This is a genomic window from Spirosoma luteolum (assembly GCF_054778875.1).
Genome location: NZ_BAAGZE010000007.1, coordinates 32,242 through 56,210, shown reverse-complemented (window position 1 = coordinate 56,210; position 23,969 = coordinate 32,242). Strand labels below are relative to the sequence as shown.

General features: G+C 52.7%; 23 protein-coding genes and 3 pseudogenes. 16 read left to right on the top strand and 10 right to left on the bottom strand.

What is annotated here, in order from left to right:
• The first annotated feature begins 21 nt into the window (after positions 1 to 21).
• The 7 genes from ACYVAC_RS13800 to ACYVAC_RS13770 all read left to right on the top strand — a co-directional run bounded on the left by ACYVAC_RS13800 (position 22) and on the right by ACYVAC_RS13770 (position 10,484).
• On the top strand, positions 22 to 1,653 hold the full coding sequence (locus tag ACYVAC_RS13800) for a RagB/SusD family nutrient uptake outer membrane protein (RefSeq protein ID WP_461098276.1): 1,632 nt from the start codon (positions 22 to 24) through the stop codon (positions 1,651 to 1,653).
• Positions 1,654 to 1,667: 14 nt separating this feature from the next.
• Complete coding sequence (locus ACYVAC_RS13795) at positions 1,668 to 2,786, top strand: SusE domain-containing protein (RefSeq protein ID WP_461098275.1); 1,119 nt, start codon at positions 1,668 to 1,670, stop codon at positions 2,784 to 2,786.
• Between the two features lie 90 nt (positions 2,787 to 2,876).
• Entirely contained in the window at positions 2,877 to 4,088 is a 1,212-nt protein-coding gene (locus tag ACYVAC_RS13790; RefSeq protein WP_461098274.1) for a glycoside hydrolase family 76 protein, read from the top strand.
• Positions 4,089 to 4,122: 34 nt separating this feature from the next.
• Positions 4,123 to 6,483 carry a GH92 family glycosyl hydrolase gene (locus ACYVAC_RS13785; RefSeq protein WP_461098273.1) on the top strand — a complete coding sequence of 787 codons (2,361 nt, stop codon included), beginning with the start codon at positions 4,123 to 4,125 and terminating at the stop codon, positions 6,481 to 6,483.
• Positions 6,484 to 6,528: 45 nt separating this feature from the next.
• Positions 6,529 to 7,743 (top strand): glycoside hydrolase family 76 protein, encoded by a 1,215-nt coding sequence (locus ACYVAC_RS13780; protein ID WP_461098272.1) that lies wholly within the window; start codon positions 6,529 to 6,531, stop codon positions 7,741 to 7,743.
• Between the two features lie 6 nt (positions 7,744 to 7,749).
• On the top strand, positions 7,750 to 8,700 hold the full coding sequence (locus ACYVAC_RS13775; RefSeq protein ID WP_461098271.1) for an ROK family protein: 951 nt from the start codon (positions 7,750 to 7,752) through the stop codon (positions 8,698 to 8,700).
• Entirely contained in the window at positions 8,697 to 10,484 is a 1,788-nt protein-coding gene (locus ACYVAC_RS13770; protein WP_461098270.1) for a class I mannose-6-phosphate isomerase, read from the top strand. Before ACYVAC_RS13775 ends, ACYVAC_RS13770 begins: the two co-directional genes overlap by 4 nt.
• A gap of 141 nt (positions 10,485 to 10,625) precedes the next feature.
• Here the strand turns inward: ACYVAC_RS13770 and ACYVAC_RS13765 are convergent, their stop codons facing one another.
• From ACYVAC_RS13765 to ACYVAC_RS13735, 7 genes and pseudogenes are all read right to left on the bottom strand, one after another.
• On the bottom strand, positions 10,626 to 11,333 hold the full coding sequence (locus ACYVAC_RS13765; protein ID WP_461098269.1) for an IS5 family transposase: 708 nt from the start codon (positions 11,331 to 11,333) through the stop codon (positions 10,626 to 10,628).
• Complete coding sequence (locus ACYVAC_RS13760; protein ID WP_461098268.1) at positions 11,330 to 12,340, bottom strand: IS110 family RNA-guided transposase; 1,011 nt, start codon at positions 12,338 to 12,340, stop codon at positions 11,330 to 11,332. The genes ACYVAC_RS13765 and ACYVAC_RS13760 overlap by 4 nt, the downstream gene beginning before the upstream one ends.
• A 243-nt stretch (positions 12,341 to 12,583) precedes the next feature.
• A pseudogene (locus ACYVAC_RS13755) lies at positions 12,584 to 12,713 on the bottom strand (transposase); the annotation flags it as partial.
• A 162-nt stretch (positions 12,714 to 12,875) separates the two neighbouring features.
• Entirely contained in the window at positions 12,876 to 13,940 is a 1,065-nt protein-coding gene (locus ACYVAC_RS13750; protein ID WP_461098267.1) for an STING domain-containing protein, read from the bottom strand.
• 65 nt (positions 13,941 to 14,005) lie between these two features.
• Positions 14,006 to 14,419 carry a hypothetical protein gene (locus ACYVAC_RS13745; protein WP_461098266.1) on the bottom strand — a complete coding sequence of 138 codons (414 nt, stop codon included), beginning with the start codon at positions 14,417 to 14,419 and terminating at the stop codon, positions 14,006 to 14,008.
• Positions 14,420 to 14,479: 60 nt separating this feature from the next.
• Positions 14,480 to 16,435, bottom strand: coding sequence for a hypothetical protein (locus tag ACYVAC_RS13740; protein ID WP_461098265.1), 1,956 nt, complete (start codon positions 16,433 to 16,435; stop codon positions 14,480 to 14,482).
• 99 nt (positions 16,436 to 16,534) lie between these two features.
• Positions 16,535 to 17,017 (bottom strand): hypothetical protein, encoded by a 483-nt coding sequence (locus ACYVAC_RS13735; protein WP_461098264.1) that lies wholly within the window; start codon positions 17,015 to 17,017, stop codon positions 16,535 to 16,537.
• Between the two features lie 293 nt (positions 17,018 to 17,310).
• Between ACYVAC_RS13735 and ACYVAC_RS13730 the strand changes: the two are divergent.
• Positions 17,311 to 18,065 (top strand): annotated as a pseudogene (locus ACYVAC_RS13730) (IS5 family transposase).
• A 13-nt stretch (positions 18,066 to 18,078) separates the two neighbouring features.
• Here ACYVAC_RS13730 and ACYVAC_RS13725 read toward each other — a convergent pair.
• Together ACYVAC_RS13725 and ACYVAC_RS13720 are read right to left on the bottom strand one after the other, a co-directional pair.
• Positions 18,079 to 19,167 carry a M48 family metallopeptidase gene (locus ACYVAC_RS13725; protein WP_461098263.1) on the bottom strand — a complete coding sequence of 363 codons (1,089 nt, stop codon included), beginning with the start codon at positions 19,165 to 19,167 and terminating at the stop codon, positions 18,079 to 18,081.
• A gap of 21 nt (positions 19,168 to 19,188) precedes the next feature.
• Positions 19,189 to 19,482, bottom strand: a complete 294-nt coding sequence (locus tag ACYVAC_RS13720; RefSeq protein ID WP_461098262.1) for a hypothetical protein — start codon at positions 19,480 to 19,482, stop codon at positions 19,189 to 19,191.
• Between the two features lie 161 nt (positions 19,483 to 19,643).
• Between ACYVAC_RS13720 and ACYVAC_RS13715 the strand changes: the two genes are divergently transcribed.
• The 8 genes and pseudogenes from ACYVAC_RS13715 (at position 19,644) to ACYVAC_RS13680 (ending at position 22,925) form a co-directional block, all read left to right on the top strand.
• Entirely contained in the window at positions 19,644 to 20,117 is a 474-nt protein-coding gene (locus ACYVAC_RS13715; RefSeq protein ID WP_461098261.1) for a winged helix-turn-helix domain-containing protein, read from the top strand.
• A gap of 19 nt (positions 20,118 to 20,136) precedes the next feature.
• Positions 20,137 to 20,427: a transposase gene (locus ACYVAC_RS13710; protein WP_461098260.1), complete on the top strand. Its 291-nt coding sequence runs from the start codon at positions 20,137 to 20,139 to the stop codon at positions 20,425 to 20,427.
• 197 nt (positions 20,428 to 20,624) lie between these two features.
• Complete coding sequence (locus tag ACYVAC_RS13705; RefSeq protein ID WP_461098259.1) at positions 20,625 to 20,939, top strand: hypothetical protein; 315 nt, start codon at positions 20,625 to 20,627, stop codon at positions 20,937 to 20,939.
• Positions 20,902 to 21,636: an IS110 family transposase gene (locus tag ACYVAC_RS13700; RefSeq protein WP_461098258.1), complete on the top strand. Its 735-nt coding sequence runs from the start codon at positions 20,902 to 20,904 to the stop codon at positions 21,634 to 21,636. The genes ACYVAC_RS13705 and ACYVAC_RS13700 overlap by 38 nt, the downstream gene beginning before the upstream one ends.
• Before the next feature lie 46 nt (positions 21,637 to 21,682).
• A pseudogene (locus tag ACYVAC_RS13695) lies at positions 21,683 to 21,958 on the top strand (transposase); the annotation flags it as partial.
• A 55-nt stretch (positions 21,959 to 22,013) separates the two neighbouring features.
• Positions 22,014 to 22,265 carry a hypothetical protein gene (locus ACYVAC_RS13690; protein WP_461098257.1) on the top strand — a complete coding sequence of 84 codons (252 nt, stop codon included), beginning with the start codon at positions 22,014 to 22,016 and terminating at the stop codon, positions 22,263 to 22,265.
• Complete coding sequence (locus ACYVAC_RS13685; protein ID WP_461098324.1) at positions 22,244 to 22,384, top strand: helix-turn-helix domain-containing protein; 141 nt, start codon at positions 22,244 to 22,246, stop codon at positions 22,382 to 22,384. Before ACYVAC_RS13690 ends, ACYVAC_RS13685 begins: the two co-directional genes overlap by 22 nt.
• 40 nt (positions 22,385 to 22,424) lie before the next feature.
• Positions 22,425 to 22,925: a transposase gene (locus tag ACYVAC_RS13680; RefSeq protein WP_461098323.1), complete on the top strand. Its 501-nt coding sequence runs from the start codon at positions 22,425 to 22,427 to the stop codon at positions 22,923 to 22,925.
• A 242-nt stretch (positions 22,926 to 23,167) separates the two neighbouring features.
• On the opposite strand, the gene ACYVAC_RS13675 is transcribed toward ACYVAC_RS13680, so the two are convergent.
• Positions 23,168 to 23,947: a TerC family protein gene (locus tag ACYVAC_RS13675; RefSeq protein ID WP_461098256.1), complete on the bottom strand. Its 780-nt coding sequence runs from the start codon at positions 23,945 to 23,947 to the stop codon at positions 23,168 to 23,170.
• Between the last annotated feature and the right edge of the window lie 22 nt (positions 23,948 to 23,969).

Genomic DNA, 23,969 nt, shown 5'->3' with positions numbered 1-23,969 from the left:
CCCTCTACCCCAGTACAGATCATGAACTTTCTTAACAAGATAGGCAGCCTGTGTATGCTGCTGCTGCTGGTGGCCGGCTGCGGACCGCTGGATATAGCGCCGGTCAATCGCTTCACCGAACTCAACTTCTGGACCACGAGCGAGAACGTGAACAATGCCCTGAACAACATCTACAGCGGCTTGTATACCAGCACGTTGTATTTTTACAACGAAGCCCTGTCCGACAATGCCTACACCGCGCAGGGGTCGGGCGCGGGCAATCCGGAAGCCATCGCGAGCGGCAGTTTTACGTCCACGCTGCCAAAGTTTCAGAACGACTGGTCGTTTTACTACCAGGGCATCAAGTCGTGTAACATCTTTCTGGCCAACGTCGATAAAAACACCACGCTTTCGGCGGCCGAGCTGGCCCGTATGAAGGGCGAGGTACGTTTTGTGCGGGCCTGGCACCATTTCAATTTGATGAAATGGTACGGCGATGTGCCCCTGCTCGACCGCGACCTGACGCCCGACGAAGCCAAAGTCATTTCCCGTTCGCCAAAGGCCACGGTGCTGAAATTCATCACCGACGAGCTGACGGCAGCCGCTGACCTGCTACCGGCCAAAGACGCGTATTCAGCCGCCGATAACGGCCGGATTTCAAAAGGCGCAGCCCTGGCCCTGCAAGCCCGTGTGTTGCTATACGAAGGCAACCGCATGGCCGACGTGGTCACGCTCTGCGAAAAGCTGATCAATGACCCAACGACCAACGGTCGGTATGGGCTGGCCACGAGTTATAGTGACCTGTTCAGCAGCCCCACGGTCAACAAAACCAGCAACGAGTCGATTCTGGCCCTGCAGTACGTACCGGGCCTGCGTACCTGGTCGGAGTACTTCGATTTTGCCCCGCGCTCCGTCGGTGCGCGAACAAACAGCCTGGCCCCCACGCAGGAACTGGTCAACGACTACGTGACCCTCAGTGGCAAAGCGATTACCGAAGCCGGATCGGGGTATTTGGAAAGCGCGCCCTACGCCAACCGGGACCCCCGGCTGACCGCGACCGTCGTTTACGACCAGTATAGCTGGCGCAACGCCGATGGCACCACACAGATCATCTACATCAAGCCCGGCTCAGACCCCGTTCGGCCCGCCCTGAACGAATACACGCTGAACGGACAGGGGTCGCCCACGGGCTACTACTGGCGCAAATACTACGATCCCAACAGCCTGGCCGGCTTTGCATCGGGTTTAAATCTGCATTTGATCCGGTATGCCGATGTGCTGCTGATGTATGCCGAAGCCAAACAAAGCCTGGGGCAGCTGACGGCCGATGTGTGGGATAAAACGATTCGGCCCCTGCGGCAACGCGCTGGTTTTACCGACCCAGCCGCCCTGACTTTCCCAACCGCCGGCGATCTGACGCAGGTGGTACGACGGGAGCGCCGGGCCGAACTGGCCATGGAAGGCCTGCGCATCGACGACATCCGGCGCTGGAAGGTTTCGGAAACCGTGCTCAACGGATTCGCCCACGGTGCCAAATTCGGCGACCCCACCATCGACAATGGCTACATCCGGGCGCAGCGACGCCAGTTCGACAAAGCCAAACACTACCTGTGGCCGCTGCCGGCTTCCGAGTTGAATCTAAACAAGGCCCTGACCCAAAATCCTGGTTATTAACCGTATCAATTTCCATGAAAAACCTGTTCATCAGGACCGGTACCGCGCTGGTTGCGCTCCTCGCCGTTGTGTCCTGCAAGCAAACAATTCGGGAGCTGAACCCGTCGGTTACGCCCGTCAGCACCCTCAAGGCGCCCGCCAACAACGCCAGCGTCAGGCTCGAACCCACCACGCCTGCCAGTGTGCAGTTTACCTGGGAGCCAACCCAGACCACCGAGGGTGTGTTGTATGAAGTCGCCTTCGACAAAACCGACGGCGACTTCAGCAAGCCATTTTACAAAACCGTTTCCGACGGATTGGGGGTACAGCCGCAGCTGACCCTGAGCCACAACGACCTGAAGAAAATTGCGGCCCTGGGCGGCATAGGCGCTTCGTCGACCGGCAGTGTCAAGTGGACGGTGCTGGCGTCGGTTGCCTTTAACCGGCAGGCAGCTACCGCCAATCGCGTGCTGACCATGACCCGCCCCGCCGGGTTCACCGAACTGCCCGACAGTCTGTACCTGACCGGTACGGCCACCGAAGGGGGCGACGACCTGACCAAAAGTGTGCGGTTCAGAAAAGTAGACGACGGCATTTTTGAGGTCTACACATCCCTGAAAGCCGGTACATACGCCCTGACAGACAAACTGTCGGGGACGGGCAAAAAATACTACGTGGCCAACGACACCATCCGGGAAGGCGGCTCGCGCACGACCCTGACCGGTCCGGCCAAAACCTACCGGTTACGCTATGACTTTAACATAGCCTCGACGCAGGCAACCGAAATACAGTCGGTCGGACTATTTATGTCGGCCTACAACAAGGAAATCGGTACGCTGGCCTATGCCGGCAATGGCACCTGGACAGCCGCCAGTATCCCTGTCGAGTTTTATCAGTTTTCGTGGGGCCGGGATGAGCGGTATAAATTTGCCCTTCACACCGCCACCACCACGGAGTACCTGGGTAGTTCGAACGTGAACAACAACAGCCCAACCGGCGCCCCGGCGTCTTATTTCTACCTCCAGCCGGTTACGAACGCGCAGTGGGACAATACGTACAAATTCGATCCGGCGGCCGATCTGAAGACCGTGAAAGTAGACCTTTTCCTGCGGGCCAACGCGCCTTACAGCCACCAGATAACGGTGCTGAAGTAAGCGCTGGCATTCAATCGGCACGCTGCTGCTCTTTTTAACCAGCTGTGCCAGTTGCCGTGGGGCAGCTGGCACAGCTTTACGACTCTCGTTATGAACCAACTTCTTGTCACCGGGCTTTTACTCGTTGCCGGCGTTACGCTCGTATCGTCGTGCGCGGAGAAGGAGCCTTCCCCCGCGGTCGGGCCGGTTACCACCCCGCCCGTCGTACCCATCCCAACCGTGTCGCGGTATCTGACAGCGGCCCGAAAAACGCATGACTACGTGCTGGCTAACCTGCTGACGCCCTACAAAAGCTACCGGGTCAATACCACCACCGACCCCAACTCGGCGTATGAGTGGTACAATGTAAGCCAGATTTACGCCGATGCCGCCCTGGTGAAGCTGGGCGACACGACGTACGCGGCCTACATGAACAATAGTTTCAACTGGATGAGCCACTTCTGGGACGACGCCAGTTCCAACGGTGGCTACTATGCGTTCGTGCGCATCGACGGCACCGGCAAAGGCTCCGATCCACTGAAATACATCGACGACAATTCGCTGTCGGGTGTGATCTACCTCGACGCCTACGAGGTTAGCACCGGGGCCCGGAAAACGGCGTACCTTGAGAAAGCAAAGGCATGTGCCAACTGGCTGATCAAAAGCGGCACCTGGGACAACACCTTCGACGGGGGGTTCTGGTGGAACACCGCCAAAACCGTAAAGCCGACCCAATCTAACGGGCTAGCCATGCAACTGTTCGCCCGTCTGTATAAAATCACCGGCGAGTCGGTTTACCGCGACTGGGCGTCGGCCGTCGATAAATGGCTGTCCAGCAAATTATACGAAAGCAGCACGGGCCTGTTTGTCTGGCAGATTGATCAGACGGGCAAACGCTTTACCGAAAAATTCACCTACGACAACGCGATCATGGTCGAAGCCTTTCTGCAGTACGGAGAAGCGATAAACGATCCGTCGTATCAGCTGAAGGCGCAGACGCTGGGCAACGCCATGAACCGGACGCTGTGGGATAAAACACACAACGTGTACATTTTCAATACGAGCGACCGGCGAATTAGCCCGGCCTGGTGCGGGTGGGGCTCGCAGGCCATGATCAAGCTGTACGAATCGGATAAAAATGCGTCGTGGCTGGGGTACGCCCAGGGTAATATCGACGCCATTAACACCGTCTTGCGAGACCCGAACTCAGGCGGCTACTACCAGTTTGCCGGTTTGGATGGTGCCGGTCGATACACCAACATCGAGGGCGTCGATGTGGCCTGGATGCAGCGCCTGCAAGCCTTACTGGCCCCCTATCGATAACCCGATGAACAGCCTCCAATCAATATCTTCCGGCATGAACTACCTGAAACGCATTACCCTTTTTCCATCACTACTCCTGATTGCCCTGCTGACATCCTGCGCGGTGAAGCGGCCCAACGTACTCCGGTACGTCGATCCCAACATCGGAACGGCCCACAGCCGGTGGTTCTTCTACACCCCCGCAGCCGTACCCCACGGCATGGCCAAACTGGCCCCCTCTACCAACGGCCACTACGGCAATAACCAGGGTTGGGAAGCGGTGGGCTATGATACCCGGCACAACTCCATCGAAGGGTTTGTGCACTTCCACGAGTGGCAGGTGGGTGGCGTGAGCATTATGCCCACCACCGGCGCGCTACAGGTAAAACCCGGCGAACTGGATAAGCCCGGCAGCGGCTACCGGTCGCGGTTCGATCGCAAAAACCAGGTGGCCGAACCGGGCTATTACAAAGTCTTGCTGGACGATTACCAGGTTACCGCCGAACTCACCGCCACCAGCCACGTCGGTTTTCACCGCTACACCTTTCCTAAAAACGATCAGTCGCGGGTGCTGCTGGACATTGGCAGTGTGCAGGGCGAAAGCGGGGCGGTACGGACCGCAACCATCCGCATGACCGACGATACCCACTTCGAAGGTTCGGTCGTAACGTACCCGAAGTACGTAAAAACCTACGATGCCAACGGACAGGTGGCGATGTACATCTGGGGGGAAGTGAGCCGGAAACCCCGGTCGGTTGGGGCCTTTTCAGAAAGGGGTGTTCAGCCCAACAGCCGCGAAGCAACCGGCAAGGGAGCCGGTCTGTTTCTGGAATACGCCACCAGCGCCAACGACGCTATCGAGGTAAAAGTGGGGTTATCCTACACCTCGATCGCCAATGCGCGAGCGAATTTTGAGGCCGAAGCAGCGGGATTGACGTTTGAAAAAGCCCGTAAACAGGCGCAGGAAACGTGGCAAACCGAGTTGGGCAAGCTGGCCGTCGAGGGCAACGAAACCAGCAAGGTGAAATTCTACACGGGCCTGTTCCATGCCCTGTTGGGCCGTGGTATCGCCAACGACGTAAACGGCTCGTTTCCCCGGCACGATGGTGGGATTGGCCAGTTGCCCCGCGACAAAAACGGGAAGTTTAGCTACAATTTTTACAACACCGATGCCATCTGGGGCGCCTACTGGAATTTGACCCAGTTGTGGGCATTGTCTTATCCCGAACGGTATACTGATTTTGTGCAGACCCAACTGGCGGTTTATAAGGAGCGCGGCTGGTTTGGCGATGGCATTGCCAACAGCAACTTCGTGTCGGGGGTGGGCACCAATTTTGTCGGGCTGGCCATTGCCGGAGCCTATCAGGCGGGTATCCGGGATTACGATACCAACCTGGCATATCAGGCCATCCGGGCCAACGAACTCGACGGACAGAACCGGCCCGTGGGCTCGGGCAAACTGGATGTGGAAGCCTTCGTAAAGCGTGGGTACGTACCTTACCTCGACGCCGACAAAACCGATTCGACCGGGTCGCACTTCTCGGCTTCCCACACGCTGGAATACAGTTTCAGCGCCTTTGCGGCCGCCCAACTGGCCAAAGCCATGGGTAAACAACCCGACTACGAGCAATTTTTGACGGCCTCCAACGGGTGGCAACGGCTCTACGAACCGGGCCAGAAACTGGTTCGGCCCAAAAAGGCGGACGGCACCTTCGTCGACAAGTTCGACCCGTACGAACCGTGGCGTGGTTTTCAGGAAGGTAATGCCGTGCAGTACACCTTTTTTGTGCCGCAGAACCCGAAGGCGCTGATTGAGGCCATCGGCGAAACCACCTTCAACAACCGGCTCGACAGCATCTTCACGACGGCGCAGAAAAATGGGTTCGGGGGCGGTAAAGAGATCGACGCTTTTGCCGGCATCAAGTCGATTTACAACCACGGTAACCAGCCCAACCTGCACATTAGCTGGCTGTTCAACTTCTCGAAAAAACCGTGGCTCACCCAAAAATGGACCCGCGCTATCTGCGACGAGTTCTACGGCACAGAGCCTATCCACGGCTACGGCTACGGGCAGGACGAAGATCAGGGCCAGCTGGGCTCATGGTACGTGATGGCTGCTCTTGGCTTGTTCGACGTGAAAGGCTTTACGGATCTGCGACCAATTATCGAGCTGGGCAGCCCCGTTGTCGACCGGGCCACCATCCGGCTGGGCGATGGCAAACAGCTGCAGATCGAAGCCAAAAACAACTCCGCCCAGAACGTATACGTGCAGTCGGCTACCTTCAACGGAAAAGCCCTGACCAACTGCTGGCTCTACCGCGATGAACTGATGAAGGGTGGCAAACTCACCTTTGTGATGGGCAGCCAACCCAACACAAACTGGGGTATTCAAACGCCCCCGCCTTCGGCCCAATAAGGGTAATGTTGCAGGCGATTACGCGCATCAAAACAGAAACAAAGTATGCTGTCAAGTAAAAAATGGATCGGGTACGTTGTCGGATTGCTGTTAGCCAGCGGGGTTGGCGCAGGAAAGCCGGCGGTGGGGCAAGCGCTTAAACCGTCGGCGGTCTACCTGAACCGGGCGCGGGAAAGCTACCAGAATGTATGGAACCGATACCGAGTGCCTACTTACGGATTGTTTTCTGAGAACTACCCTTCGAATCAGGTCGATTCACTCACGTACATGCAGGGGGGGGGCGTTCAGGAAAAGGCAGTTAGTTTTCTCTGGCCTTTTTCCGGCTTGTTTTCGGCAACCAACGTGCTGCTGAAAACGCCGTCGGAACGGCAAACGCAACTGCGCTACCTGGACAGTCTGGTGGCGGGTATGGAAACCTACCGCGACACAAGCCGCTCGCCCGCTGGTTATCAGGCGTATCCGAGTCAGTTTGAAAAAGCCGACCGGTATTATGACGACAATGGGCTGGTGGGCATCGACTACATGGAAGCTTACCTGAATACCCGCAATCCCCTTTACCTGACCCGGGCAATGACTGTTTTCGCCTTTATCCTGAGTGGCTGGGACGACGAGCTGGGCGGTGGCGTAACCTGGCTGGAAGGGCATCGCGATCAGAAACCGGCCTGCTCCAACGGGATGGCTACGCTTACCGCGCTAAAGCTGTATCAGGGCACCAAGGACCCCTACTACCTACAATGGGGCCAAAAATTTTACAACTGGATGCACGCCAGCCTGCTCGACTCAACCGGGGTGTATGCCAATGACCGCAAAGCTACGGGGGCGCTGAATCGGGTTTTCTATACCTACAACTCCGGCTCCATGCTCGAAGCGGCCGTACTACTTTACCAGTTTACCGGCGACAAGCAGTACCTCAACCAGGCTGAACAGTTGGCTAAAGCCACGTTTGTTTACTTCGACAAGCGACCGCATCCGGCTCCAATGGCCATTCAGATCGACCTGCCCTGGTTTGTGACGGTGTTGTTCAGGGGCTACGACGCCCTGTACCGGGTCAACGGTGATTATCGGTACGTGGCCAGGATCAGGGAAAGTCTCGATTACGCTTGGCAGCATTCCCGCGATCAGTACGGACTAGTTACGCACAGCTGGATGCCCGACCCCAAAGAACTGGCAAAACCGAAATGGTTGCTGGATCAGGCGTGCATAGCCGAGTTATACGCCCGGCTGAGCCTGCTCGAAAACGAACGCGAAACGAAACGATAAACTCACATGGAAGAAAAAGCGGTCATCGCCATCGACTTGGGAGGTACCCGTATCAAGCTGGGGCTGATCAGCGCCGGTACCGTTCTGCAGACGAGCCAGATGGAGTCGCAGTCGGGTCAGGGGTTACAGGCCCGGCTGCCTCAGCTCGAAACGGCCATCAACACAATGCTGAACCAGGCTCGCCTGACAGGCGCCGATCTGGGCGGCATCGGCATCGCCATACCGGGTATTGTTGACCCGGTCAACAAGCGGGTGCTGACGATAAACGGCAAGTACGCTGATGCACCCGACCTCGATCTGCCAGCCTGGGCCCGCGAAACCTGGGGCCTACCGCTATACCTGGAAAACGACACCCGCGCGGCTCTGCTCGGCGAATGGCGGCACGGCAGCGGAAAGGGCGTCGACAACGTTGTGCTGATGACGCTGGGTACGGGCATCGGCACATCGGCGGTCATCGAAGGTCGGTTGTTGCGCGGCAAGCATTTTCAGGCCGGTATTTTGGGCGGTCACGTGATCATCAACACCCACGGAAACCAGTGCAACTGCGGCACCGTGGGCTGCGCCGAAGCCGAAGCGTCGACCTGGAGTTTGCACCAGCGGGCAACTACCCACGCAACCTACCCACAGAGCTTATTAGGCCAGTACGATACGGTCGATTACGAAGCCGTGTTCCGCTGCGCCCAACAGGATGATGCGCTGGCGATCACGCTGCGCAATCAAAGCATAGATACCTGGGCCGCCTGCGCTTACAATCTGGTGCAGGCATACGACCCCGAAATTCTGATTTTAGGCGGAGGGGTCATGGCCAGCCGCGACGTTATTATTCCCCCCATTCAGGCGCGCCTGAATCAAAACGCCTGGGCAACTTGGGGCCAAGTGGCCGTTGTGCCGGGCACCTTATCCGACTCCGCAGCCTTGCTGGGCGTCTCCACTTTAGCATACAACCTCGATATATGAACGTTTTAACACCATCACTCTTCGACAAATTCCCCAGCATTGCCGTGGACGGGGAAGCCTGCACGACAGGCTGGGAACCGATTGCCTCGGCCCTTCGAAGCCACATCCGGTCGCTAAAGCAGACCAAAACCGTCGTGGCCGTCGACACGTACCTGGGCGTGTACACCGACGAACTGATTGCTGGGCTGCGCGCCCTGTCAGACCAGCCCATGCTCATCGAAACAAGCCAGGCCCTGCGCAGCCAGTCCGAAATCGACGCCCTCGTCAGGGACTTCGTGACTGACGATCCGGTGTTCGGGTACGTTTGCCCGTTTGAGCTGCCGGTTTTTTTCGACGAAACGAAACTGGCCGCGTGCCGGCAAACGATTCAGGCCGTTGCGGAAGGCGTGGTGCTGGTTGTAGGTGTGGGGGCCGCCCTGTTCGTCGATCAGCCCGATCTGTTGCTGTACGCCGATATGCCCCGCTGGGAGATTCAGCTTCGATTCCGCAAGCACCGGGTGGGTAACCTGGGCGCTACCAATACCGATGCCGTGTTTGCGTACCAGTACAAACGGGCCTTCTACGTGGACTGGAAAGTGCTGGACCGCCACAAAAAGCAGTACATGGATCGCTGGGATTACCTGGTCGATACCACGCTCGAAGGCACCCCCAAACTGATTAGTGGGTCAGCCCTCCGCAAAGCCATGGCGCTCACCGTTCAGCGCCCCTTTCGGGTAGTGCCGTTTTTCGATCCGGGCCCTTGGGGTGGGCAGTGGCTAAAAGAAGTCTGCGATCTGGATCGGTCGGCGCTCAACTACGCCTGGGGCTTCGATTGTGTTCCTGAAGAAAATAGCCTCTTGTACAATTTTGACGGCGAGACGGTTGAAATTCCGTCGATCGACGTGGTCTTCAGCCACCCGGTCGAACTGCTGGGTGAGGCCGTTTACGACGCGTTTGGTGCTGAATTCCCCATCCGGTTCGACTTTCTGGACACCATTGAAGGCGGCAATCTCAGCCTGCAGGTGCATCCGCTGAATGAGTACATGCGGGAGAAGTTCGGCATGGGCTACACCCAAAACGAGAGTTATTATTTTCTGGAAGCCAAAGACGATGCCTGCGTGTATCTGGGCCTGAAAGAAACGATCAACCCGGCCGATATGATCGGCGATCTGGAAAAGGCGCAGCACGGCGGAATCGATTTCGACGCCGACAAGTACGTTGAGAAGTGGCCCATCAGAAAGCACGACCACGCCCTGATCCCCGCCGGCACGGTTCACTGCTCCGGGGCCAACAGCGTAGTGCTCGAAATCAGCGCGACCCCCTTCAACTTTACCTTCAAGCTCTGGGACTGGGGCCGAACCGGCCTTGACGGACAACCCCGGCCAATTTCTCTTGAACACGGAAAAAACAACATTCAATGGGATCGCACAACCGAGTGGACGAAGGCCAATCTGCTCAATCAGATTGAGGAGATTGGGCGCGGTGATGGCTGGCGCGAGGAGCGCACCGGTCTGGATGCAGATTCGTTTATCGAAACCCGCCGACACTGGTTCTCGGCAACGGTCACGCACCATACGCAGGGCGTTGTAAACGTGATCAATTTAATCGAAGGTGACGAGGCTATTGTCGAAAGCCCGACGGGTGCCTTTGCCCCGTTCGTGGTTCACTATGCCGAAACGTTCATCGTGCCGGCTTCGGTAGGCGCTTATACCATCCGGCCGTTTGGACTGAGCGAAGGCCAGGAAATAGGTACGCTGAAAGCCTACATACGCACCGAAAAGCTGCACGATCAGCCGTTGAAGTAATGGCTTCAGAACGGGTTGGGGAATTATAAGGAACTGGTAGTCGGATCAACTTCATAGCGCCCGCCTGGTGGCCCGGCAAGCATCAAACGTATGACCTCTTACTGGCACCCACCGCTTCGGCCTTTAGAGTGTGTTGGGGAATTACGTTTTGTGATAACTCTCGATTCGTTGCAACATAAGCTGACTATTGGCCAGATACAGCCAACTCACCGAAGAAGATACTGTATGTTCGTAATCTTTGACGATGCGCCGGAAGTAGTTCGTCCAGGCAATGCTTCGCTCGACCACCCACCGCTTAGCGACTGGTACAAAGCCTCGAGCTGATTCCGGCCTAGAGGCCTTCTCAAAATCAATGCTCCAATGAGTCAACTCATGGGCGAAGACCCCGTTGTAGGCTTGGTCGCCGAAAACCTTTGCCAGTCGTTCGCCGACCCGCCACAGAATCGACGACACAAGTTGTTTGCCTAATGCCCCATCGGCTCGGTTAGTCGCATCTACATCAGCGATCCAGAGCCGCCCCTGCGTATTAACAATGAAGGTTCGCTTTCGTCCGTTGACCCGCTTATGGGCATCGGTACCCCGGTAGCTATCAATGGTGGGCGAAAGTTTAACCGACCGCCCGGCGGCCCGGTGTGAGTCAATGCATAATACAGATGGGTAAGCTTGTCGGTTAGCCTGAAGTCGGTCCAGCTGATTCAACTTCGCGTCCATCTGCTCGAAAATGCCCTTACCTTTCCATTGGGAAAAGTAATAATAGACGGCTTGCCAATGGGGCCATGCAGGGGGTAGATTCCGCCACCGCTCGGATTTCCATGGTTTATGCAAGCACCGGCATATAATTTTTGTCATACTTCTGACCTCGATGCACTACTGATCAAACCCGATGAATGAGCCGCGTCGGCGGTCCGATTATTGCGCACCGCGTTGAGCACGGACATCTTGTTTTTGCCCTCACCTACCTTGCGCTGGTTGTAATCACCCAGTTCTCCTTTCATCCGGACCGCTGACATAGCTCCCAAATGGAAGACTGATTTTAACCGCAGACGAGCATGCTGATTCACACGCGTCTTTCCTCGGACACTACTACCTGACTTATACTCGAAAGGGGCAACGCCCGCATGACACGCCAATTTCTTGGGGTCGTTGATGGCTTTAAATTCATCAGTGGCCACGATCACCTCAGTTGCAGTAGCCGGACCGATGCCAGGCACAGAAGTGATCCACTCAAACAGCTCGCTGAGTCGGCTATCCTGTTTGATAAGATCGTTGATTTGTTTGTCAACAACGTCTAAATCGGCATCGAGTGCTTTTAGCGAAGCCTGGCAGTTCTTACTAAGTTGTTTTTGCAAGGCTGCATCGATGAAGCCCTGTTGCTCAGTAAGGGGTTGTTGTAGTTGCCGACGGACCAGTATCAGCCGCTGCCGGAGACTGCTCAAAGCAGCCAGTTTCTGTAAAACAGGGCGGGGCGGTTGCCATAGGCGCATCTGATCCCGAAAGCGAAAGGCATACTCGGCGATGCGTTGAGCATCAATAGCGTCGGTTTTGCCTCGTTGTAAACCGCCCGCCTTTTTGATCTGCAAACTGCTTTCTAACCGCCCGGCGGCCCGGCAAAGAGGAAAAGAAAGCTTGTGCAGGCAGGCCAGTAAGTGGGCGTTGTAGATGCCCGTATGCTCCATACAGCAAACCGATTCGGTAACCTTAAAACCAGGCAGCACCTTGATGAGTTTGAGGGTGGCTTTGATTCCGGCTTCCGAGTTAGCCGATTGGCTTTGTAAGACGATGGTTTTACCATCAAATACAGCCCAGTCCAGTGTGGCCTTGGAGATATCAACACCAATAAAATAGCGAATGTCCATGAGCAATGACAATTTAGAGGTCCACCAAGCAATCACTTACCTAATCACTCAAACCCTTGCTAATGGGGCTGCATTCCCGAATTTCCATTTGAGTCTGGGTAAGCAAAACAGGGTGGGTCCTGAATCCGAGCATAGAACTGATACTCTGCGGCCCCATAGGCTAGTCCACCCTGTTGACTTGTTGGAAAGCTATCCTACATCTTAGAATCTTACCAAAGGCCAAACCTAAAGGGCGGCCCCGTGGCATCCAGTGCGCAACAACCATAAAATTCCATCCATTATTTGTCGAAGATCATGTTTACGCTTGCGCTGAAGATCGAAAAAGGGCGAACCGGGTCGCCGGAGCGATTGCCGCCCACTGGTAGTCAGTCATCGGACCGCCGAAGCGGTGGTTGCCACTGAGAAGTCATTATTTGTAAGCTTGCCGGGCCGCCGGGCGGTCGCTACAAAGTTGGCCTGACTACCAGCTTTTTGCAATTCCCCAACACGCTATTAGGTGTGAAAAGGTTGAAGGGAAGCAAAGGGTGATTCACTGCTAGGTATCTGTAGGATTCCAGCGCCACTCGACTCGAATTTTACCAGTCAGGGATGGATACGACGATTCTATATTCCTGTAAAATAAGACGCACCTACTGGCAAAACGTTCAAGTTCCTGAGCCTCCAGAACGCCCCATTCTTCAGACTCGATCATGTCTTCGTGTAACGCCCGCCGGTGGCGAATTGAATCATTCAGGGTACTCAAAACGGTGGGGATATCAGTTAAGATGTAGTGACCATCGTCGGCCTGCCGGACGTGTAAGGTAAATTCGCGGGTGCGTTTAACAACCTTCGCATTTTGATACGGAAATTGACCGGGACGTTGTTTCAGGCTCGTTATAAAGGCATGCTCAGCCCACTTCATGCGTTGCGGAATCAGAATTTCGACCGTTAGAGCCGCCATCTCGTCGGGTGTGAGGGAGCGAAACACGTGTTGCCCAATTTTAGGATTAATTAGGTCTTCTACCAACACGTTCAGCCGGAAGTCATCATTGTTTTCATTACGAAAAAAAACATCCGGCAATAACTGACTCAAGAAATTGCGCCGGTAGTTTTTAAACAGCCCTACGGCCGTGGGTATCTCGGCTATTGGCGACCGGTAAAAGTCCGTTACAGGATTACTGAACCAGTCGCGTTCGTCTAATTGCGGCACTACTCGTTGTACCCATTCGTTCACCCGCTGACGAGCCGTTTCGGGTTGGCTCAGATCAATCGTTAGAAAGCGATAATCGGCAATATCAAACGGGGTTTGGTCCAGTTCAACGGCGAACGAAGAGTCCTTAAGGACAATATAGGGTTTCCCAAACGCGTGGTAAATGCCCAGTTCGTACATTACATTGGGATTGTTGCCAGTCAGATCAGCCACTAATAAGTCGGCCTGCTCCAAATCAAGCAGCACCTGCCGCATAATAGAGCCAATATCACCTTCGTCGGGCGTTTTTACTGTAAATCCATAAGGCTCAAGCAACGGTTTGACAACCACGTCGCGCAGGAGGTAGAGCCGGTCCATATTTTTCATGGGACCAATAATGAAGCAACGGCGAAGGCGCTGGTTTTCATTCATATAAGAGTGAGGATAGAGGTAGAGGTGGATTATATGTTGGACAACCCGTCTTTTTCTACTGTAAGCTACTTTAAAGCATATATTTGCTGACCCTGTCCCATCACTTTTAACCGATTGAAAAAATAGGGTAGGCCCACGATCTGTGTGAAATCTTTGTTCTTCTCATCGTCTAGTAAATCGTCGAACGTCATCAGAAAATAATGATATTTTTGAGCGCGTAACGTTGCCTTCTGCGTCTTCCAAAGCGTTTTGTCCGTTATGGGTAACCACCCGGACAGTAGCTTTTCGGCGTTCCAGCGCCGGTGCTCCACCTCACCCAATAAGCGTAGCTCGCTCTCTTCCCAGTTCATTTCGTCATGAATCGAATCCCACTTTCGGTTCAGTAGTCGCAGCTTCACCCAGGCATGATCGGCGGCCTGAATGTTCGATTCCCGGTCAATCTCTTTCAGGGTCTTCCAGCAGATTTTACTCCACTTCATAAATTGCTGGTTATTTTGGTCAGCCCATTGGAGCAGTTCGTTAGTTTTCTCTACATTGGCCTAATGATAGTCTGAATTCCATTTTGTTTCGTTTTTGAACCCTAACTCCTTGAGTTTAGCTCTCAGACCAGGTAACTCATCCATCACTGCTTCGTCGTTGTACAGGCAAGCGTATAACAGGCCAATTTGCCGGGCAATCAAATTCATTGATTTGCCCTGTATTGCTTTCGCGGAACATTCATGAATGAAATTGCCAAAGCAGAAAACCGGAACGTAGGAAGCAATGCTATTTAATCTCATTTCCACATACTTTTCCTCGTCGGGGTCCGGAAAGTTATAGAAGCAAAAGGTTTGTACGTCGGTTTGCTGTTCACTCGTGGTTTGTCCTGACTTCAGCCACTCAATACGCGGTAAGATACTGCCCAAAAAAGAGGCTGATTCTAATCCTGAAGGTAAGCAGACGTAGAGGCTTACGGCATTAGTCGGCTTTACAAATTCATATAAAGAAAAGTGCGGATTTGTGAGTTCATTCTCGGCGGTGGGTAATAGCTCAAACTCAATAATAGGATTCGTATGGCAAAAAAATGTGTAGTCATTGATTTTGGCGTTGTAACTGCCTGTCTCAAACAAACCTCCGCCACGTTTTTGATCTAGTTCCGGGTGCCTCTCACGGAAAGCATCAACGGTCTTCTGTTCATCGGCTAAGTAATATACTCTAATGTGTAGTTTCTTGTCAGGGGTGAAGTGCCTCAGGCGCAGACAAGTCATGGCAACAGCCTGCCCCAGTAGTCCGAAGCCCACAATGATAACCTGAGCCGTAGTAGCCTGTGTGTGGCTGTTGGCCAGATCGAAACGGTCGATTGGGTGGCGCAGCAATAATCGCCGGGCAGTATTTTCGTGGATGCTGAAAATACGAAGGTGCTCACGGGAAATCCGCTGGAGCAGGTCTCGTTGCCGACGATTGTGCAGATGAACGTACCATGCTAAATGATCATTTTTGTTGGGTTTACTGACGATGATTTCATCCATTTCCTGCGTAGAACGGAAATTTTCTTCGTCTGATTCGCTAACAACGTACACTTCTTCAGCCAGCCAGAAATAACTGCTTGCCAGTGACTGCCGTGATGTGACGTTGCCCGGCAAAATCCAGACTTTATAGTCACTTAACATGGTAACAAATTTGGCATCCAGGTTTTCGGCTAGTAGTATGGTCCGTGTTGCCTTCTGACTGGTCAGATCAATGGCTATATTGACAGCCATAACGCCATTACCGACTACCACGCTGAATTTCCTCTGGAGCAGTTTGCGTAGGTTGCGCCACAACCAGAATTTAATTCGCGTTACATTTTCCCGACCGGCTGCTAACGCAAAAGCCAGAATGAAGATGTAACCAGCCAAAAAGCCTCCCAAAATTCGGGCGATTTCAAGAAAAGACTTTACGTTCTGCGCAACTCCATCCGGTAAAGAACAGAACACCGAAGCATTCAGTGTAATTAGATTAGCAGCCGCAAAAAAACTATCGCCAATCGAAAGCGCGTTTGTTTGCAAAAAACCAATTGTACCCAGTATTAGGACGGCCAATGCAGTAACTAACGGATACGCAAATTGGAGGAGTACTCCTCTAGCGTGCTTCCACTTCTGGTAAGCTAACCCGGCCAATACGTAAAAGCCCAACAAAACGAGCCACACAGCAATGTCCTGGAAGCCCTGATAGTCGCTGACTATGTCGATTACTAACAGTATTGCAAACAAAATTGGACCGATAATATACCAGCCAATATCCTGGGGAAAGTGGCTTCTGATTCGTTCGCTTAATGAGTCTGTCACCGGCCGGTCAGGTTTAGTATCAACCCATTCGTAAATGGAGCCTACGGGCAGGTCGATACCTTCCTTGGTAAATCGACGACCAATTGGAAAGCGGTTTTTAGAGCGGGGTACTACCAGATGGTGAAGATGTTGAATGGGTACTTTATGCTGAATAATTGATCCGTTCAGGCATTTACCCATCACCATCATGCGAGCGACGTCGGAGGTTCTACCAACGCCCCCGCCATCTATGCCATCCCAGAGAGCAATTAGGTGGTCGCAGTGCTGCACTAAGAACTGGCCTAACTTTTAGTATTGCTGATTTCGCTGCTTAGCGGTCAATTTGTCTGGATATTCCTCATACAACCTCACCCGAATAGTCGTCGACTTAGCTAAAATATCCTCAAAAGTTTTCTTGGCTGACTCGTAATAAACTTTTACTGGATTACCAGCAGCGTCTTTATCCTCCCGCTCTACGAAACTTGTATCAGTATATTCCTGTGGCTTCATTGTCAACGGTACACAGATAACCGTATCCTCGCTGGCACACTGGGCAACCCATTGATCGGCACCCATTGCGTACGCGGAAATGAGTAAAATTGGCTTGCCCGCGTTCATCTTCAACTGCGCTAATTTTACCCGAACCTTTTCTGTAATCCGAGACTTGTCCTCATCCAGCAAGTCCCGATGGCCGGTTACACCCACTACCAGATAATCGGCGTAGTCTCTGATAAGTAGTTTTTTGAACGCTTTTTCGGTAAAAAATTCTTCTTCGGTGTGGGCAGTAGGCATAACAGATGAAGATGTTGACGTTCAATATTTTGAAAAAATTATTCCGTTTCTAACTGAACATCTGTATTCCCCGATTTGGGATACTGAATCAATGTGTATGGTTTAAAACCGTCTTTTTTTAACGGTTAGCGAAAATTGTCTCGCTGCATTTGGTAAGGCTGTTGAGTACTGAACAATCCCCGCTTGTCGCTTGAGCAATGGCTTGCCCGGTTATGGTGGCTAATAAAAGGACTAAAGCAATGTAGAAACGAGTGGTTATCGAACTAGGGTGTGTGGACAATTAAATTTGCGTCATGCTACGACGCTACGAAATTAATGACACCGACTGGAAGCGAATCGAGCCTTTATTAAAAGGGAAGGCGGGTGATGTGGGGCGCAATGGAACCGATAACCGCTTGTTTATCAATGCAGTCATCTGGATGGCACGCAGTGGTGCCGCCTGGCGGGACTTGCCCCAACGCTATGGCCCGTGGAACTCGGTGTACCGACGCTTCCGGCGATGGGCCAAATCCGGTCACTGGCAAGCCATCTTTCAAGCGCTGCAAGACCCCGACCTCGACTGGGCCATGATCGATTCAACCCTTGTGCGTGCCCACCAACAGGCAGCAGGCCAAAAAAAAGTACGGCCGACCAGCAGGCCCTCGGACGCAGCCGAGGTGGACTAACGACTAAAATTCATGCTGTTGTTGATGCCTTGGGCAACCCCCTGCGCGTGCGTCTGACGCCAGGCCAGCGAGCCGACAGCCAGCAGGTGTTGGCCTTACTGGATGGGATTGATCCACAAGCCGTCATAGCTGATAAGGCCTACGATACCAACGCCCTTATTGGCCAGCTGGCCGACCGAGGGGTGGAGGTTGTCATCCCGCCTAAGCGCAGTCGGCTACACCCACGAGGCTACGATAAAAACCTGTATGCCGACCGCAACAAAATTGAACGCTTTTTCAACCACCTCAAAGCCTACCGACGTATTGCCACGCGTTACGATAAAACAGCTTCGTCGTTTTTAGCTTTCGTTCATGTTGCCTGCGCTTTACTCTGGTTACGCTAATTGTCCACACACTCTAGTTCACCGGCAACTCCGCTTTTACGTCCTGCAGATTCGAGTTACAGGACGGGCAAAAGTTATATGCGGCCTGAACCGGCGTTTTGCACTTCCCGCAGACGGTGGGGCTGTTACCTAAATTTGTCCCGCAACCTTGGCAGAAAGCGTACTCTACCTGATTAAGGGTCCGGCAACGGGCACATAGCTTGCCCCTGGGTAATTGAGGTGATGTTGTTTCCAGTTCGCCTAAGCGCTGGTACTTACCAGACAAGATACGCTGATAATGATCCGACTCGGCCCACTGGCATATTTCGCGGACTCGCAGACTGGTGTAGGGATGAGTCTGTTGCATCATGAATTGAACCCTCAGATATTTGGCAACCAAGTTATCGTCGGTCAGTTCTTCAAAATCCTGCGCCTGTTCCAACAGGGCTTCGACGCTCATCGTCTCCCCGTACAAATTGGAATAACCCGCCAGTTTACCCAGCATATGTGACACTGCTTCGATGTCTTGCGTGGCTAACAAGGCTGCCCGGTCCGCCGAGAATTCTGCCCGTCGACTCCATTCGAGCAGCGTATTCTGCATCCCAAAGTCAAAAATATCTTTAATGAACGGGATGGGGACTGGTATCTGATTGAACAGTTCAGCCCCTAACATCCGGATGGCGTTGGTGAGCGAATTGTACAGCATGTGGTCGCACTTGACGTGACCCAATTCATGCGCCAGTACACTCATCACCTCTCCTTCGTTCATAACATCGAGTAGGCCCGTATGCACCACAATAGTATAACGGTCAACGCCCATCGCGTACGCATTGACGACGTTGTTCTGCACAATGTATAAATCGGGCAAACGCCGAACGTCCAGCACGGTGGCGGCTTTCAGGTAAGCCTTGTAAAGGGATGGGTACTGCTTTGGCCCCACCCGTATGTTGGAAGAAATGAGTTTGTAGCGTTCAATGCTCTCTGAGAACGTGCGCAGCAGAGCCACGGCCGGACGCAGTTTTTCCAGCTTGGTTAACATCCCGACGGCCGAGCGGTCTAAGGTATGTTGAAACTCGAAGGGCGATAAATCTTGGAAGGTCTTTTGTTCTGAATTGGCACGCATGGTGTGGTTGGCTAAACATGGTTAGAACGGCCAGCTTTTGTTAGGCGACTTATACGAGTAGTAAGCCGCCACACCGCATCCGATGCCGATGAGGGTCACTGGTGGAAACAACAGCGGTATGCACAAGACCAGAAGGACGACGGTGCTGAATTTGACTGTGTCGGCCGCCGTTGACACGGGCGGTGGTGTGGAAGCCTGCTGTAAAGGGGGGCGGGAAACCTGAGAAATGTCTTTGCCGCATTTTTTACAGACCTGGGCGTGATAGTCATTGGCCGTGCCGCAGTAAGGGCAGTGGATAGTAGGTTCTGAAGACATGATTGAGTGGGTAGAAGTTACACCCGAATATATTGGAAAACAGATATACTATCGACGCATTATCTTAAATTTAATCGTCCACATACCGCTTGGTAAATACGCGCCAGATTTTAATTTATTGATATGAGAGTAGGTTTGTAAAGATGTTGGCTTACTAGAATATGGCAACTCTCTCACCAGCTGATTACGAACTACTGCGACGGCGCTGTGCCGCCCTCAAAGACCAGAACTGGTCCCAGGTCAAGATTGCTCAAGCACTGGGACTGACCGAAGGCTGGGTTAGCCAGACCCTCAAAAAATATCGCCAAAACGGCCTTCAGGCTCTCACCTGGAAAAAGCCGGCTGGGCCAACTTGTCGACTTAACCAGCAGCAGTTGGCTCAACTGGTGACAGAGTTGAACAAAGGACCACTTGCCCACGGCTTCGAGGGTCAGGTGTGGACCCGTCAGCGAGTGAATGCTGTGATCACCAAACTATTCGGAGTCAGCTATGACCCCACTCAGATAGGCCGACTGCTCAAAAAGGCGGGCTGGAGCCGACAGAAACCAGCTCGGCAAGCTCGCCAGCAGGATCCGCAGGCGGTTACCAATTGGCGGGAGGAACGCCTACCGGCTCTCAAAAAAAGCCAAAGCTGAAAGGCGAACCATTCTCTACGTGGACGAATCAGCCTGCTATCTGCTACCCTTTGTGGCCCACAGTTGGGCTCCCAGGGGGCAAACGCCCTTGTTAGTGGAGCAGGCCGGTCGAGCACACCTCAGTCTAATTGCGGCTATCTCGCCGACAGGCCGCTTGTATTTAGCTGGTCAAGATCAGCCATTCGACAGTGAAGCTATCTGTTGGTTTCTGAGCAAGCTCTGCTGGCAGTACCGGCGTCAAAACATGGTGGTGATCTGGCAGGGCCGCCCTTTAGGTTTGCAGCATGGTAAAATTCCAAGATCTGGCTAGTTTGCCGAAAGTAAACAAGGTAGGCTTCCCTACAGGGCCGCAGAGGTTTCGCTCTATGCTCAGATTCAGGTCCTACTTTGTCTTTTTTGCCTAAGTCTCAAATGGAAATTCGGGCATGATGGCCCATTAGTAAGGGTTTGAGTAACCAGGCGAAGATCTCCTATTTTAAACTGCCACTTTCAACGCTGTTATCACGCATGGACATTCGCTATTACATCGGTATCGATATTTCTAAAGCTACGCTTGACTGGGCCGTCTTCGACGGAAAAGTAACAGTACTACAAACGCAAACTGAGAATTCTGAAACAGGTATCAAAATCGCACTTAAAGCTATTGCTGATCTACCTGATTTCAGTAAGTCAGAAATAGTTTGCTGTCTTGAGCACACGGGAATATATAACGCCCACTTATTGACTCATCTTCACAAACTTCACATTCCCCTGTGGTTAGAAAACAGCCGCTTCGGCGGTCCGATTGCAAATCAAAAAAGCAGGTGGGCTGCAACGAGGTAAAAATGATGCTATTGATGCGGTACGCATTGCTGAATACGCTTTCCGGTTCCGAGATAAAATGCGGCTTTGGCAGCCGTCTAGGCCTGTACTGCAGAAGTTAGCGGCCTTAAGTGCCCTACGGCACCGCTTGATTGGCGTTCGACGTCAACTTGAACAACCCTTAGCTGAACAGCAGAGCTTCGGAGAGCCAACCCTGTACAAACAACTTACAAAAACCTGTCGAACGTCAATAACATCGATCAAAGCGGATTTGGAAACGGTTGAGAAGCAGATCCAAGCTATAATTGATCAGGATGATCGGTTGAAGCAGTTATTTAGCTGGATTACCTCCATCCCAGGCATAGGCCCAGCTACGGCTACCGAATTGTTGGTTGCTACCGATGAATTTATTACGATCCATGATCCAAAAAAGCTAGCATGCCACGCTGGTGTGGCTCCTTTTGAATACCGCTCAGGTAGTAGTGTACGGGGTCGCACCAGTGTGAGCCAGCATGCTCGAAAACGATTGAAATCCTTATTTCACTTAGCCGCTATGTCGGCCATTCAAGTGAAAGGTGAGATACGCGACTATTATCAACGAAAACTAGCCGAAGGCAAGAATAAAATGCTAGTGCTCAACGCCGTTCGCAACAATCGGACCGCCGACGCGGCTTATTCATCGTGTTTGCTCAGTAGTACAGCGTTAACAGAAATATGATAAAACTTATGTGCCAACGCTTGCTTAAACCATGGAAATCTGTGCGGACGGTGCCGCTATTCATCGATCACAAACCGTTCGGAACTGGCTTCATAGTCGACCCGGCCGAGTTCATCTAGAGCGATTACCCGCGTACAGTCCTATGCTCAATCCCGTAGAGCTGGTATGGAGCCAATTGAAAAGGGCACTAAAAAATCGAGTATTCACGAGTTTGGAATCGCTTCAGACTGCTGTAATGGAGGAAGTTGACTTTTTACAAGCAGATCGAAAACGAATTCGCTGTTTCTTTCGAAAGAAGCAGGTTGCGTTCTTTACAAGCTAGTTCACGCATCTATATTGATCCTAGCCAGCGCGATCATATTCGCTTCATCCGACTCTTGAAAGCCCAACAGGCTAACACCCAGAAAAAAGTGGGTGCTCTGGTCAATCTGGGCTTGCGACACGCCCAACGCGTTTGGAAGACCTACCTGGAAGGGGGCATCGAGGCCTTTACCAAACCCAAACAGCCCACTTATCTGGGCAAACTCGATACCACCCAAATCACCCGCTTCCGGGCCTATCTCCAGGATGATCAGGCCCAGACTGCCCGCCAGACAGGCAAGCCTATCTGGCGGGCAGTCTGGGCGTAGTCTACACCATCGGGGGTGTTCATGACCTCTGTAAACGGCTGGGCATCAAAAAGAAAACAGGTCGTCCGGTCCATAGTCACCAGCGACCAGGCGCCATCGAGGAGTATAAAAAAATTTGAGTCCTTGGCGGCTGATTTTCCGCCGAAGCAGATTCTGTTCATGGATGAACGACGAGCGGGCACGCGTTCCGAGTCGGGGCGCAAATGGGCCCCGACAGGTCATCGTCCCTCATGTCGGGTGCAGATTGGCTACCAGAGTTTGTCTCTCTATCTAGCCGTATGCCCCTTCACGGGTAAGGGGTACGCGGCCTTTCTACCAACGATGACAGGGTCCGGGTTTGCCTGGTTCATTCAGCGACTCAACCGTTCTATAAAGGCACCAACGTTGTTGGTAGCTGATAGCAGCCGAACGCATACAGCGGGTGGGTTCACAGCTACCCAGTTGCCCTTCAGCAAGTTGCCAGCTTACTGCCCTGAACTCAATCCCGTTGAACAAATTTTCAAGGAAATACGATACGGTTTAAAGAGCCGGGTATTCAGCACAGTAGCGGCTGCGGAAAGGCAATTGACCCGGGTACTCAACGAGCTATTTACAAGCCAGCAGCGGATCATCAAATTAACCTGCTATCTGTATATCCGAAATACGTCACAAACAATCTGAATTAGTATAAGGAGATACATCACCCACCATAAGAAAAATTAGGTGATATGGGTGATTATAATAAATCCTTTGAACCGATAAAAGGCAATATTATACAGTTTATATTCTGGTCTTAAAGATAATATTTCTAACCCGTCAGACATTAGAAGGCTTATGGGCTAGTCATATGTGGGTAATTTCCAAAGGCTAGAGATTAGCTTGCAGATAGTCTCTAGCCTTTGGAAAAATAAAAGTAAAACTATTTAGACGTTCGCAGCACCTCCTTTTCTTGGACGTGCCACTAGCTGACGTATAATAGGCCACAAGAACATTAATAGAATTAAAAAAGAAAATGCCATGTCCGTTTCATGGCTTTCTACAAGAGTGCGGAAATTGGATGGAGGAAAGTAGTCCAATATACCTGTCAATGTAATTTTCACGCCCAATAAGCCAACGACCCAAAGTGCGATTCGGCTTACGGATGGGAACCGCTCCAGTAGCCGCGAGAAAATGGATGAAGCAAACCGCATCCCTAACATACCTACGACAGTACCGAAGGCCGCAATCCAAAATCCCGGGTGTTGAATCAACATTGACATATCTGTTCCAAACGTCGCTAAGCTGGGTTTGATCACCGGTAATTTTGCCATGGCCGCAATGGCTAGTACATTATCGAGCGAGAATACTAGATCAAGGTATTCTACAATAAGGACAGTCATCCAGAAGCCAGGGCCAATTCGATTGGCCTCACCGCCTTCATCTTCTTCTTCGACTAGTCCCTTGTAGGCGATGTACAGAAGATAGACCCCTCCCAGAATTTTCAGCCAGAAAAGCTGGAGAATAAATCCTGCCATGAAGAGTAAAACACCTCTGAACACAATACCGCCCAACACACCGTAGTATGTAGCTCGTTGCCGTTGGCCATTCGGTAGATGCTGCACTCTTAGTGCAATGACCGCAGCATTATCAAAGCTGAGCATAACCTCAAGCAATGCAATATTAAACAGCATGACGCCAAGCGTCAGAATCTCATTGTTATTCATCTTCTTGCTTATGTATTTATAA

Bases quoted from the DNA above. Each gene is read 5' to 3' on its own strand.
- ACYVAC_RS13800 (WP_461098276.1), top strand. From the start codon at position 22: ATGAACTTTCTTAACAAGATAGGCAGCCTGTGTATGCTGCTGCTGCTG.
- ACYVAC_RS13795 (WP_461098275.1), top strand. From the start codon at position 1,668: ATGAAAAACCTGTTCATCAGGACCGGTACCGCGCTGGTTGCGCTCCTC.
- ACYVAC_RS13790 (WP_461098274.1), top strand. From the start codon at position 2,877: ATGAACCAACTTCTTGTCACCGGGCTTTTACTCGTTGCCGGCGTTACG.
- ACYVAC_RS13785 (WP_461098273.1), top strand. From the start codon at position 4,123: ATGAACTACCTGAAACGCATTACCCTTTTTCCATCACTACTCCTGATT.
- ACYVAC_RS13780 (WP_461098272.1), top strand. From the start codon at position 6,529: ATGCTGTCAAGTAAAAAATGGATCGGGTACGTTGTCGGATTGCTGTTA.
- ACYVAC_RS13775 (WP_461098271.1), top strand. From the start codon at position 7,750: ATGGAAGAAAAAGCGGTCATCGCCATCGACTTGGGAGGTACCCGTATC.
- ACYVAC_RS13770 (WP_461098270.1), top strand. From the start codon at position 8,697: ATGAACGTTTTAACACCATCACTCTTCGACAAATTCCCCAGCATTGCC.
- ACYVAC_RS13765 (WP_461098269.1), bottom strand. From the start codon at position 11,333: ATGACAAAAATTATATGCCGGTGCTTGCATAAACCATGGAAATCCGAG.
- ACYVAC_RS13760 (WP_461098268.1), bottom strand. From the start codon at position 12,340: ATGGACATTCGCTATTTTATTGGTGTTGATATCTCCAAGGCCACACTG.
- ACYVAC_RS13750 (WP_461098267.1), bottom strand. From the start codon at position 13,940: ATGAATGAAAACCAGCGCCTTCGCCGTTGCTTCATTATTGGTCCCATG.
- ACYVAC_RS13745 (WP_461098266.1), bottom strand. From the start codon at position 14,419: ATGAAGTGGAGTAAAATCTGCTGGAAGACCCTGAAAGAGATTGACCGG.
- ACYVAC_RS13740 (WP_461098265.1), bottom strand. From the start codon at position 16,435: ATGATGGTGATGGGTAAATGCCTGAACGGATCAATTATTCAGCATAAA.
- ACYVAC_RS13735 (WP_461098264.1), bottom strand. From the start codon at position 17,017: ATGCCTACTGCCCACACCGAAGAAGAATTTTTTACCGAAAAAGCGTTC.
- ACYVAC_RS13725 (WP_461098263.1), bottom strand. From the start codon at position 19,167: ATGCGTGCCAATTCAGAACAAAAGACCTTCCAAGATTTATCGCCCTTC.
- ACYVAC_RS13720 (WP_461098262.1), bottom strand. From the start codon at position 19,482: ATGTCTTCAGAACCTACTATCCACTGCCCTTACTGCGGCACGGCCAAT.
- ACYVAC_RS13715 (WP_461098261.1), top strand. From the start codon at position 19,644: ATGGCAACTCTCTCACCAGCTGATTACGAACTACTGCGACGGCGCTGT.
- ACYVAC_RS13705 (WP_461098259.1), top strand. From the start codon at position 20,625: ATGGACATTCGCTATTACATCGGTATCGATATTTCTAAAGCTACGCTT.
- ACYVAC_RS13680 (WP_461098323.1), top strand. From the start codon at position 22,425: ATGGATGAACGACGAGCGGGCACGCGTTCCGAGTCGGGGCGCAAATGG.
- ACYVAC_RS13675 (WP_461098256.1), bottom strand. From the start codon at position 23,947: ATGAATAACAATGAGATTCTGACGCTTGGCGTCATGCTGTTTAATATT.